At 57.7% G+C, this 12,551-nt stretch carries 9 protein-coding genes; 4 read left to right on the top strand and 5 right to left on the bottom strand.

Annotated elements, in window-relative coordinates; genetic code table 11:
• The first annotated feature begins 48 nt into the window (after positions 1 to 48).
• Positions 49 to 1,056 carry a hypothetical protein gene (locus tag CD175_RS01575; protein ID WP_104447389.1) on the top strand — a complete coding sequence of 336 codons (1,008 nt, stop codon included), beginning with the start codon at positions 49 to 51 and terminating at the stop codon, positions 1,054 to 1,056.
• Positions 1,057 to 1,284: 228 nt separating this feature from the next.
• Positions 1,285 to 4,188, top strand: a complete 2,904-nt coding sequence (locus CD175_RS01570) for a hypothetical protein (protein ID WP_104447388.1) — start codon at positions 1,285 to 1,287, stop codon at positions 4,186 to 4,188.
• Between the two features lie 152 nt (positions 4,189 to 4,340).
• On the opposite strand, the gene CD175_RS01565 is transcribed toward CD175_RS01570, so the two are convergent.
• From CD175_RS01565 to CD175_RS01540, 5 genes are all read right to left on the bottom strand, one after another.
• On the bottom strand, positions 4,341 to 5,108 hold the full coding sequence (locus CD175_RS01565; protein WP_007976320.1) for an SDR family oxidoreductase: 768 nt from the start codon (positions 5,106 to 5,108) through the stop codon (positions 4,341 to 4,343).
• 136 nt (positions 5,109 to 5,244) lie between these two features.
• Complete coding sequence (locus tag CD175_RS01560; RefSeq protein WP_104447387.1) at positions 5,245 to 6,312, bottom strand: phosphotransferase family protein; 1,068 nt, start codon at positions 6,310 to 6,312, stop codon at positions 5,245 to 5,247.
• Between the two features lie 144 nt (positions 6,313 to 6,456).
• Positions 6,457 to 7,422 (bottom strand): 2-hydroxyacid dehydrogenase, encoded by a 966-nt coding sequence (locus tag CD175_RS01555; RefSeq protein WP_104447386.1) that lies wholly within the window; start codon positions 7,420 to 7,422, stop codon positions 6,457 to 6,459.
• 598 nt (positions 7,423 to 8,020) lie between these two features.
• Entirely contained in the window at positions 8,021 to 8,623 is a 603-nt protein-coding gene (locus tag CD175_RS01545; protein WP_104447384.1) for a TetR/AcrR family transcriptional regulator, read from the bottom strand.
• A gap of 29 nt (positions 8,624 to 8,652) precedes the next feature.
• Complete coding sequence (locus tag CD175_RS01540; protein ID WP_104447383.1) at positions 8,653 to 9,036, bottom strand: tautomerase family protein; 384 nt, start codon at positions 9,034 to 9,036, stop codon at positions 8,653 to 8,655.
• A gap of 362 nt (positions 9,037 to 9,398) precedes the next feature.
• On the opposite strand from CD175_RS01540, the gene CD175_RS01535 reads away from it, so the two are divergent.
• Both CD175_RS01535 and CD175_RS01530 read left to right on the top strand, forming a co-directional pair.
• On the top strand, positions 9,399 to 10,679 hold the full coding sequence (locus CD175_RS01535) for a serine/threonine transporter (RefSeq protein ID WP_102674538.1): 1,281 nt from the start codon (positions 9,399 to 9,401) through the stop codon (positions 10,677 to 10,679).
• A gap of 148 nt (positions 10,680 to 10,827) precedes the next feature.
• Complete coding sequence (locus CD175_RS01530) at positions 10,828 to 12,480, top strand: SulP family inorganic anion transporter (protein WP_104447382.1); 1,653 nt, start codon at positions 10,828 to 10,830, stop codon at positions 12,478 to 12,480.
• Positions 12,481 to 12,551: the final 71 nt, after the last annotated feature.

Below are 12,551 nucleotides of genomic sequence, written 5' to 3'. Positions count from 1 at the left end.
GTTAACGGACTGTTTTTTATGTCTATTACTGAGAAGGAACGCCTCGTCATGATCACCGAACTAAAAGCTGCAGCCGCTGCAACAAGCCCTTGGAAACAAGCCACGTTGTTGATCAACGGCAAGAAAGTGGAATGGGGAGCGAAACTCGTTTTGCTCCTCGGGCAGGAGAACGTCGTGACAGTGGAAGCCCCACCCGCGATCGCCAGGGCTCTGAACCTGGGGTTGGTGAATGGTGGCGATTTGAACCTCGTTACATCGCCGAAAGTTGGCGATTGGGTGCCTCCCGTCCTTGGCAAGTTCGAATGGACGATTACGCCGGACGCAGGCAAGAGCGGCCGTATCACCCTGGTGTTTTACAGTCGGGAAGTGGTGGTGCCGTGGGTACATCAAAGTGCGGTGATTTCGAGCAATCTGGCGGATGAGGTAACGGTTTTGCTCAATGGCGAGGCGATGCCGTCGCGCGGGGCAAACTTCATTGCCGGGCAGCCCAACCTACTGACGCTGGAGTACAAGAATGGAGATTTGCTGGCGGGTGCACCGTTGGCGATTGATGTGGGGCCTCTATCAGGGGTTGTACCCAGTGACTTCACTTGTGTGCCAGAGCTTCGGGAACTATCCACGAAGCATGAATGGACGTTAACCGGCAAACAGCTGCAATCCGGAATCTTCAAGTTGAAGTTGTATAGCGAAGGTGAAGGGGCGTCACTTTCAACGCCGGCGAATCGGTTGAGTCGAGAGATTTTCCGATTCCTTAATCTGCTCAATTTCGACTTGCCGTTGCCTCCTGGACAAGTCGTGTTGCCGCGTAACCTTTGGCTTGTTTTCAGGGTGAGGCTCATGAATTCAGATGGCTCTCCTGCAGTGGGTGTGGATGTGACGTTTACAGCCCCTGAACACGAGCCATACCAGACTAAAACTGACGCCAGCGGGATAGCCCTTTCGGCCGCCATGCGCTTCAGTAATCCTGGCGATCGTGTAATCAAAGCGGTAGCAGCGCTTCCTGTGGGGGCAACACCGCTCGACCTGCTGGTGAGGATTACTGGAGGCGAGAGCTAAGCAACAGAAAGGCAGCCCTATCGGCTCCACGGGCTGCCTTTTCATTCCACATTCAACGAAACCCGAGTCATTGATGTTGTTTTAATCAAAGTTGATATCAAAGGCTTGCTGTTTATCGCCGAACGATCTTTCGCTCTGTCATTTCTGACAGTAGGCGCCAGCCGACATTTTTCAGATAGTGAAAACACATGGTTTTTCACGCTGTGCCAATGATCGGGAGATGTCGCTATGGCGGGTAATCGTAATTCTGGGGTGATGGCTATTGAACCGCTGCTTATCTGCCATGGTGCTGAACATGACTTAAAGCTCGCGGCAGTCGAGGGCAGTCCCTGGATCAACCAGGGCGCCAGCCTCAACCCGACTCTCGGAGGAACATCGCCCATCAGTAGCGAACCTGAAATCGGTCAATATCAGCCACTTCTGGCGGACGGGGCCGAGTGGAAGCTCATATGCCCGGCTGAAGGATCGGACATCGATTTCAATCTTCAGGTGCAGAGTGAATTTACCGCAGTGCCTTACCAACTTCCTTTCAAGTTGGGGGATTACCGGCGAAAAATTCTGAAAGAGCGGAATCCTATCAGTGCGCCGGTGGTGGGCGATGAAGTATCAGCGGAGATTCAGGTCGTTTCGTTTTATACCGAGAAGGAACTGGAAGGTGTGGATGTCGACTGGTACTTCGACGGGACACTCGTGCGTACCGTACAAACAAAAGATCTGGGGTGGAGCAAGTTCGACCATGCAGTTACCGAAGTGGGGGAGCATACGATTACGGCCAAGGTCTACAGCCCGTATGACGACACCACGTCGGAGCATAACTTTACGCTCAACGCCTATCTGGAAAGCCCTTGGGAGCAGGCCACACTGCTGATCAACGGTGTACCTGTTGCCTGGAACTCACCGGGCGCCTTTTTGTTTCGTGGGCAGCCAATTGATGTGAAAGTCGAAGCGCCATTCCTGAGGGGGAAGGAAGTCGCTCTTGATTTGATCAATCCGGACGATTTGGATATTGAAGCCTCTCCGGATTTTGAAGCGTGGGTGCCGACACCCGATGCAAAGGCAAGCTGGGCACTTGCGGCGAACGGTACAAAAAGTGGTCGTATCAAGCTGAAGTTGCTCAGTAAAGATGTTGTCCAGGCTTGGGAAGTCCCTTGTGCTGTGTTGTCAGCCAATTTGGCGGAAGAGGCTGACGTCGAGATTGAAAGTGCTCCTGTTCCCAACGAGGGCAATTGGTTTATCCGGGATAAGCCGCAAACCGTTACGCTCAAACTAAAACCAGGCAGTCCGCTGGCTGGTCTACCTGTAACCTTGAGTCTGAAAGTCATATCCGGCCTTGATCTTGAAAACGTGGAGAGTGAGCCGAAGTTTGACCGTGAGGACACAAGTTATAGCTGGGCAGTGACGGGAAATACCAAAAGCGGCAAGTTCCAGCTATCGCTGAAAGGTACGGGTATGACTACGGCGATTACTGTGGCGATCAGCAAGTTGATATCGAACAAGCTGGACGATGAAGTAACGGTCAAGATCGGAGGGCAAGACGTTCCTTCCGGTGGTAACGTGTTCTTCAGGGGGCAGTCCAAGGACGTTGTGGTGACCCCCAAGCCCGGCAGCCCAATCGCGGGTAACCCGATAGCACTGGCATGCACGGTCAACGAGCCTCTTCAACTGACGGATTTGAGCAGTAGACCGCCATTCAATGATTCTAATCCAACCTATGAATGGGATGTCACTGGGGCGAACAACAGCGGCTTCTTTCAATTGCAGATAGTTGCCAAGGATATGACCCCGATTAACGTAACAGCCAGCAAGTTGCTGTCGACCGACCTGAACGATGAAGGAGAGGTCGAGATCGAAGGGTACAACATTTCTTATGGTAATATCGTGTTCTTCAGGGGGAGGCCTTTGGACGTCGTGTTAAGACCCAAATCCGGCAGCCCAATCGAGGGTCACCCGATATCGCTGACACGTAAGGTCAACAGTCCTCTTGAACATAATGACTTGAGCAGTTCACCGCGATTCGATCCATTTGAACCAACCCTTAAATGGACTGTTACCGGAGCGAACAGAAGCGGCTTCTTTCAATTGCAGCTGACTGCTGAGGGCATGACTACGCCGATTACCGTAACTGATATCAAGTTGTTGTCGACCAACCTGAACGATGAAGTAGAGGTCAAGATCGGAGGGAAAGACATACCTCCCGGCGGTAGCGTGTTCGTCAGGGGGCAGGCTAAGGACGTTGAGTTGATCCGCAAACCCGGCAGCCCAATCGCGGGTCACGGGATAGCGCTGACACGCGAGGTCACCCGTCCGCTTGAATATGATGACTTGAGCAGTGTACCGCGATTCAATCCATTTGATCCAAACCTTAAATGGCGTGTTACAGGAGCGAACAGAAGCGGCGTCTTTCAATTGCAGATGACGGCTCGGGGCATGACTACGCAGATTACCGTACATGGTAACAGGTTGATGTCAACTAACCTGGCCAATGAAGCTACACCTTTGTTCGATGGGAGAGCTATTCCTGACGGCGAAGTATTTGGTGGGGGAGTGACTAAAGTCTTGACTCTTGACCATAAAGGCAGTGCCTTGCCTGGTGTTCCTTTGCGCTTGAATTGGGTACCGAAAGGCGGCCTTGTAATGAATGATGTGTCTTCCACGCCTCCACGAAATTCTGATACGACAACTCACAGTTGGGACATCGTTTGTGCTGAGAACAAGACGGGTATATTTGATCTGGAGCTGAGTGCCGGTGATAACAATGAGGCCAAACTTCTAATTCCGGGTAACAGACTATTTCCTAAGGCTGTCAGTTTCAGGTTCCTAAATATCGACGGTGGGTATCATCCCTTCCCTCCAGATAGAGTTGTCGCGAATAGAGGTTGGACATACATTGTGGCTGTGCGACTTCTTACGATGGACGGTGTGCCGTTGCCGAATAAAAGGGTAACGTTTCGAATTCCTGGGTTTCCAAACACTGAAGGTAGAACTGGTGACACTGGAGAAGTTATGTCGCCGCAGTTGATGATGTTTAGGGATCTAGGAATCTTTGAGGTTTATGCAGAATTCAACATTGAAGGGAGGGTAGAGTCTGTGAGTATGCTGGTGGAAGTTAAAAATATATCGCTCTCGGAGTGAAATATCACAGTCCTGTAAGTCCCCATCCGCCACAGGTACTGCGGTTATTGCCAACGTTTCGCGATGCGCATAGGGGGGAAGCAATGTCTTCCCCCCTATGCGTTTTCAGGGATTGATCAGTCTGTTGCCTTGTTCCATTCAAATCACCCCCATCAAGACAAAAAACCACCATCCACATTCAACGAGACGCCAGTGGTATAGCTGGAAGCATCGCTGGCGAGGTAAAGCACCGCCCCCGCCATCTCACTCGGATCCGCCACGCGCTTCAACGGAATCTGCTGCAACGCCGTGTTCAAGATCGCCTCATTCTTCACCAGTGCCGAAGCAAACTTGGTGTCGGTCAGGCCCGGCAGCAGGGCATTGCAACGAATCCCGAATTGCGCGCATTCCTTGGCGAAGACTTTGGTCATGTTGATCACCGCCGCCTTGGTCACCGAGTAGATGCCCTGGAAGATCCCCGGCGAAACGCCGTTGATCGAGGCGACGTTGATGATGCTGCCACCACCGTTTTCGCGCATCAGTTTGCCGGCTTCGACCGACATGAAGAAGTAGCCGCGGATGTTGACGTCGACGGTTTTCTGGAAGGCGCTGAGGTCGGTGTCCAGGACGTTGCAGAACTGCGGATTGGTCGCGGCGTTGTTGACCAGGATGTCGAGGCGGCCGAACTGTTCCTTGATGCCGGCGAAGACCTGGCTGATCTGTTCCATTTCGCCGATGTGGCAGGCGATGGCGGTGGCCTTGCCGCCGGCGGCGATGATCGCGTCGGCGACGTGTTGGCAGCCCTCAAGCTTGCGGCTGGAGACGATTACGTGGGCGCCTTGCTGGGCCAACAGTTTGGCGATGGCTTCACCGATGCCACGGCTGGCGCCGGAGACGAAAGCGATCTTGCCGTCGAGGTCGAACAACTGAGTCTTGGACATGGGGTTCCCTTATAGAAAGTCTTGTTATCGAGTCAAATGCCGTGTGCGGCCAATGCTGTTCAGTTGAGGCCAGTCAGTGCGCGTTATCGTTCACGATCATCGCGAGCAGGCTCGCTCCTACAGGGATCGCGTACGGTCACAGGCTGGATTTCTGGATGACCTGAAGGCTCATCTGCTCCAGCAGCTTGTTCATGTGAATGAACTGCGCGAAGCGTTTGTCCTGGGTCTGGCCGTGGTAGAAGCGGTAGTAGATCTGCTGCACGATGCCGGCCAGGCGGAACAGGCCATAGGTGTAGTAGAAATCGAAATTGTCGATCTGGATGCCCGAGCGTTCGGCGTAGTAATCGACGAACTCGCGGCGGGTCAACATGCCCGGCGCGTGGCTTGGCTGGCGGCGCATCATCTGCACCGGTGCCGGATCATCGGCTTCGATCCAGTAGGCGAGGGTGTTGCCCAGGTCCATCAGCGGATCGCCGAGGGTGGTCAGCTCCCAGTCGAGCACGCCGATGATCTGCATCGGGTTGGCGGGGTCGAGGATGACGTTGTCGAAGCGGTAGTCGTTGTGCACGATGCTGGAGGTCGGATGGTCGGCCGGCATCTTGTCGTTGAGCCAGGCTTTCACCGTTTGCCATTGTGGCGCGTCCGGGGTCAGGGCCTTCTCGTAGCGATCGCTCCAGCCTTTGATCTGGCGCGCCACGTAGCCTTCGGGCTTGCCGAGGTCACCCAGGCCGTAGGCGTTGTAGTCGACCTGGTGCAGTTCGACGAACTTGTCGATGAAGCTCTTGCACAGGGCTTCTGTTTTCGCCGAGTCCAGCCCGAGTTCCGGCGGCAGGTCGGAACGCAGGATGATGCCGTTGACCCGTTCCATCACGTAGAACTCGGCACCGATCACCGATTCGTCGGTACAGTGCACGTAGGCTTTCGGGCAGTACGGAAATCCGTCGCGCAGTTGATTGAGGATGCGGAATTCACGGCCCATGTCGTGAGCCGACTTGGCCTTATGGCCAAAGGGCGGGCGACGCAGGACGAACTCCTGTTCGGGGTATTCCAGCAAGTAGGTGAGGTTTGAAGCGCCGCCCGGGAACTGGCTGATCTTCGGCAAACCGCTGAGCCCCGGAATATGGGCCTTGAGGTATGGATCGATCAGGCTGGCATCGAGCTCTTCGCCGGTGCGGATACGGGTGGACTGGTCAGTAAGCGCCATGCTTATCCCTTCTGCTTATTCTGGAGGCCTGAAACTATTGGCTAATCTAATGCGCACACCCCGCACCCACAACTGCGATCGGCTCTTATAGGTGAGCGTGTTGCCGGCCAATCATTGTTTTTGATACAGCTGTTTGAATTGCCCTCAATGAACGACCCGGCTCATGGCCGGCGGCAAGTCGATCGGCGTCAGCACCGGTTGGCTGGAGAAAAACGCCACGAGGTTCTTGCCCACCAGTTCGACGGTGCCTTGGGTAGCTTCCGGGGACAGTCCGGCGACATGGGGCGTGAGGATCACGTTGCTCAGGGTCTTGAGCGCATCCGGCACCTTCGGTTCGGCGTCGAACACATCCAGCGCTGCGCCGGCGATCCGGCGTTGCTCCAGGGCGGTGATCAGGTCGGCGGTGGCAATCACGCTGGCCCGGGCGATGTTGACGATAAATCCCTGGGGCCCCAAGGCGTCGAGGACCTGGCGATTGATCAGGTGCTTGGTGCCCAGGCCGCCGGGCGTGGCGACGATCAGGAAGTCCGAGGCGCGCGCCAGTTCGGTCGGGGTCGAGCAGAACGTGTAGGGCACATCGCTGCGACGTTGACGGTTGTGATAGCCGATGCTCATGTCGAAGCCGGCGCCGGCACGTTTGGCGATGGCCATGCCGACCGCGCCGAGGCCGAGGATGCCCAGGCGCTTGCCGGCGAGGGAAGGGCGCATGATCTTCGGCCACTCGCCGCGCCGAACGGCGGCATCACAGCGTGGCACGTCGCGTACCAGCGACAGCAGCAGCGCCATGGCATGGTCGGCGACGGACGAGGCGTTGACCCCGGCACCATTGGTGACGGTGATGCCCCGGTCGACGGCGGCCTGCAGGTCGACGTGTTCATAGCCTGCGCCGATCACGCAGATGATCTTGAGTTTGGGCAGCGCGGCGATTTCATCGGCATACAGCCCCAATGGACCACGGGTCAGGACGGCGTCGATCTGCCCGGCGTGGCGGGCGATGGCTTCGGCGCGCTCGGCGGGCGTCGGGGCCAGTATCAGGTGGAAGCCCTGATGTTCGAGGATAGGCAGGTAATCATTGATGGTTTCAACCAGTACCAGAACGGTTACAGGCATGTTTGGCTCCCTGTGGGCATCGAAAAATCGGCTCGAACGTCGCTTGAGATTGCTGATTTCAGGATAGCTTGGCAACCGCCGGCGATCGCGGCCTGCGCCATTTCATGCGGAGCTGCGTGTGTGGGAGCTGGCTTGCCAGCGATGGTCGTTAACGATAACGCGTGTGAACTGGATAAACGCGGCGCATTTGAGTCCATCGCCAGCAGGCTGGCTCCTACAGTTTCAGCGTGGGCATGGTCCTTTGTAGGAGCTGGCTTGCCAGCGATGGTCGTGAACGATAACGCGTGTGAACTGGAAAACGCGGCGCATTTGAGTCCATCGCCAGCAAGCTGGCTCCTACAGTTTCAGCGTGGGCATGGTCCTTTGTAGGAGCTGGCTTGCCAGCGATGGTCGTTAACGATAACGCGTGTGAACTGGATAAACGCGGCGCACTTGAGTCCATCGCCAGCAGGCTGGCTCCTACAGTTTCAGCGTGGGCACGGTCCTTTGTGGGAGCTGGCTTGCCAGCGATGGTCGTTAACGATAATGCGTGTGAACTGGATAAACGCGTCGCACTGGAGTCCATCGCCAGTAAGAGGGCTCCTGCAGTTTCCCGGGATTACGTGAAGAACCTTAATTTCGAAGCCGAGAGTGCTGCCCGGGCAGCCTCGAGAATTTCATCCGACAGTGGATCGCCGCGGGTCGCCCGGGACAACATCAGCGCGCCGAACATCAGCGAATACTGCACCAGCGCCTGCTGCCGTTTGTCGGCTTCGTCTTCGGTGTCGAGCAGTGAGCCCAGGGAATCGAGCAGGTTGTTCAGGCCCTGCAGATAGGTTTGACGCAAACCGCTCTCGGCGGCCTCGTGGCACATGTCCCCGGCAAAGGCCACCACCGGGCAGCTGTCACCCGGGTTGTCCCGGCTTTCGCTGGACAGGTACGTTCCGACCACGGCGCGGCGGGCGGTGTCCTTGCTCTCCTGATCGGCCACCCGTGCTTGCCAGCGTTGCGCGGCCTGCTCGAAGGCCCGTCCACTGGCCTCTTGCGCCAGGGCTTCGCGGGATTCGAAGTGCCCGTAGAAGCCGCCGTGGGTCAGGCCCGCGGCGGCCATCACATCGACCACACTGATCCCGTGCAAACCGCGTTCGCGGAACAGCCGTGTGGCGGCATCGACAATGGTCTCGCGGTTGAGGTCGGCTTGTTTGCGGGATACGCGGGGCATGGGTCACTCTCGGGTCTGCAGGCTGAACATCAGAGGGCGTATTGGGCAATTCCGTTGCCGAACGACCAGTTCTCTTTTTTGACTTCCACCAGATTGATGAAAACATCCTCCATGCGCACGGCCAGCTCTGTGTGAAGGCTTTCGGCGATGGTTTTGTAGAGGTTTTTTTTCTGCTCGACTGTTCGCCCCTCGCTCATGGTGATCTGGATCACCACCAACTGGTCCGTGCGGTCGATCCCCAGGTAACCGGGATCAAAGATGAAATGCTGCTCATCGTGTTCGGCGAGTATCTGGAAATTATCATTCTCCGGCACGCCGATGGTGCTGTGCATGGCGGCGTAGATCAGTTGGCCGATGCGTTTGGCGTGGGTGGGGTCCTGATGTTTTTTGATGTCGACGCGAACCAGTGGCATGGGAAGACTCCAGGAGGAATGCAGGTTGTTTAAAAATACATGATGGTAGACCTTTATCAAGTGCGGATTGCTATTTGGCGATGAAGCACATGTACACGACAGATCCTTGTGGGAGCGAGCCTGCTCGCGATGGCTGCGGCACATCCGGCATATTCTCCGGCTGACCCACCGCTATCGCGAGCAGGCTCGCTCCCACAGGGGATTTTTCGTCAACCTGGTACCACCGTTCCTCACCTAAGTCTTTGCTTCTGTTCACTAATCCTCCAGAATCGCGCCCCTGTTCCAGTCAGGGCGCTGCCTGTCGGGTATTCCGACGCGTTCTGACTGGGTGGCAAGTGACCGGAATGTGGAGATCCCACCGGATGAATGATCAGGCCAATAGCGTCAACAAACGCTATGTAGCAGCAACACCCGCAACGCTCTCGAGCTGGAATCGCCAGGACACCACGTGGATGCTGGGCCTGTTTGGCACGGCGATTGGTGCGGGCACCCTGTTTTTGCCGATCAATGCGGGCCTCGGCGGTTTCTGGCCGCTGCTGATCCTGGCGTTGCTGGCGTTCCCGATGACGTTCTACGCGCACCGCGGGCTGACCCGTTTTGTGTTGTCCGGTCGCGAAGGCGCCGACATCACTGAAGTGGTGGAAGAACATTTCGGCATCAAGGCCGGCGCGCTGATCACCTTGCTGTACTTCTTCGCCATTTTCCCGATCCTGCTGATCTACAGCGTGGCCCTGACCAACACCGTGGGCAGCTTCCTCGAGCATCAACTGCACATCACGCCGCCACCACGCGCCGTGTTGTCGCTGGTGTTGATCCTCGGCCTGCTGGCGGTGGTGCGTTGCGGCGAGCAATTGATCGTCAAGGCCATGAGCCTGATGGTCTATCCGTTCATCGTCGCCCTGCTGTTCCTGGCGGTGTACCTGGTTCCGCACTGGAACGGCGGCATCCTGACCACCGCCAGCAGCGTGCCGGCACCGTCGGCGCTGTTGCACACCCTGTGGCTGGCGATTCCGGTGATGGTGTTCTCGTTCAACCATTCGCCGATCATTTCGGCCTTCGCCGTGGACCAGAAGCGTCGCTACGGTGATCACGCCGAGGAGCGCAGCTCGCAGATCCTGTCCCGGGCGCACCTGTTGATGGTGGTGATGGTGCTGTTCTTCGTCTTCAGTTGCGTGCTGACCCTGTCGCCAGCGCAACTGGCTGAAGCCAAGGCGCAGAACCTGTCGATCCTGTCGTACCTGGCCAACCACTTCAGCAATCCGACCATCGCCTTCGCGGCGCCGTTGATTGCCTTCGTGGCCATCTCCAAGTCGTTTCTGGGGCACTACATCGGCGCCAGCGAAGGTCTCAAGGGGCTGATCGTCAAGAGCGGCAAGCGTCCGTCCGCCAAGGCCCTGGACCGCATGACTGCCGCGTTCATGCTGGTGGTGTGCTGGATCGTCGCCACGCTGAACCCGAGCATCCTGGGCATGATCGAAACCCTCGGTGGCCCGGTGATCGCGGCGATCCTGTTCCTGATGCCGATGTACGCCATTCGCAAGGTGCCGGCGATGGCACGCTATCGCGGTCAGGCGTCCAACGTCTTCGTGACGGCGGTGGGCCTGGTGGCGATCACTGCGTTGATTTATTCGTTGAGCGCGTAAGATCAAGAGATCGCAGCCTTCGGCAGCTCCTACGGTAGGCCGCGTTCCCCTGTAGGAGCTGCCGCAGGCTGCGATCTTCTGATTTTCAGCTACAGTGGCCGCTGCACGTGATACGTGCAGCGGCTTTTTTTCGCCTGGAGACATTGGATTGTCGAGCACCCCCAACGCCAACCCCACCGAGCAACCCAATCGCTGGCAGGACCTGTTGGCCGGGTTGTCGATAGCCGGCCTTTTGTTGCCCGAAGCCGTCGCCTATTCAAGCATCGCCGCAGTGGCGCCCCAGGCCGGGGTGATCGCCTTGTTTGCCGGGTTGTTGTGCTATGGCCTGTTCGGCACCAGCCGTTTTGCCATTGTTTCGGCCACTTCATCCTCCGCCGCCGTGCTGGCCGCCGCGACCGCCACCTTGGCCAATGGCGACTCTGAGCTTCGCTCGACGCTGGCCATCGGCCTGGTACTGATGACCGGGGCGTTTTTCTTGCTGGCCGGGCTGTTCAAGCTCGGCAGCGTGACGTCGTTCATCGCCAAGCCGGTGCTGCGTGGCTTTGCCTTTGGCCTGGCGCTGACCATCATCCTCAAGCAGGTCGCGAGCGTGGTGGGTGTGCATCTGACCGAAGCCAACCTGGTGGGTTTTCTGCCGCAATTGCTGGGACAACTGCCGCAATGGAACTGGGCCGCAGCCACGGTCGGCGCCGTGGCATTGGCCTTGTTATGGCTGTTCGCGCGGTTTCGGCGCCTGCCGGGTGGTTTGCTGGTGGTGGTGATCGGCATCACGGCGGGGCAGTGGCTGGACCTGCCGGCCTATGGCGTGAAGCTGATCGGCTTGATCGACCTGAGCCTGGAGGTGCCGAAGCTGCCGCTACTGCCGTTTACCGACTGGCTGCGTGTGGGTGAGCTGGCGTTCGCCATGGTGATGATTCTGTATGCCGAGTCGTATGGCTCGATCAGTGCCTATGCGCTCAAGCACGGTGATCGCGTCACCTCGAACCGCGACCTGCTGGCACTGGGGGCTTCCAACCTGCTGTCCGGTCTGTTCCACGGCATGCCGGCGGGCGCAGGGTATTCGGCGACGTCGGCCAATGAGGCCGCCGGTGCCACTTCACGCCTGGCCGGGATCGTGGCGGCGCTGGTGGTGCTGCTCATTGTCCTGACGGTGCTGCCGTATATCGCCCTGACGCCGGAACCGATTCTCGCCGCCATCGTTATCCATGCGTTGGCGCGTGGCTTGAGCCTGCAGCCGCTGGGACGCTATTTCATCTGGCGCCGTGACCGCTTGCTGGTGATCTGCGCCGTGGGGGCGGTATTGGTACTGGGTGTGCTGGACGGCTTGCTGGTGGCGGTGGCGATCAGTGTGTTGCTGATGCTCAAGCAGCTGTCGGCGGCGGATATCCAGATTCTCGGGCGCATCGATGGCGGTCACGACTTTGTCGACCTGCAACGCCATCCAACGGCCCAGGCCGTGCCTGGTGTGTTGATTGTGCGGCCGGGTGAAGCGTTGTTTTTTGCCAATGTCGAGCGGATTCTCGGCGCTGCCTTGCACTTGATCCGGCATTCGCAAACGCCGATTCATACGGTGATTCTCAGCCTGGAGGAGTCGCCGGATCTGGATGGCACCAGCATTGAAGCGTTGCAGGCGTTTTTCGTGCGGATGCGTCAGGAAGGTAAGTGTCTGATTCTGGCTCGTCTGAAGGACGACGCACAAACGGCGTTGGCGGCGTTGCCGCAGGTGGGGGCTAACGGGGTGGTGCTGAGCGGGTTGAGTGTGGATGGTGCGGTGCAGCAGGCGCTTCAGTTCAATGCATGACCCCCTGTGGGAGCGAGCCTGCTCGCGAAGACGGTGGGTCAGCCAGTATCGATGTTGAATGTACTGACGCT

Source organism: Pseudomonas laurylsulfatiphila (assembly GCF_002934665.1).
Classification (GTDB): domain Bacteria; phylum Pseudomonadota; class Gammaproteobacteria; order Pseudomonadales; family Pseudomonadaceae; genus Aquipseudomonas; species Aquipseudomonas laurylsulfatiphila.
This window is presented reverse-complemented; position numbering and strand designations above follow the sequence as displayed.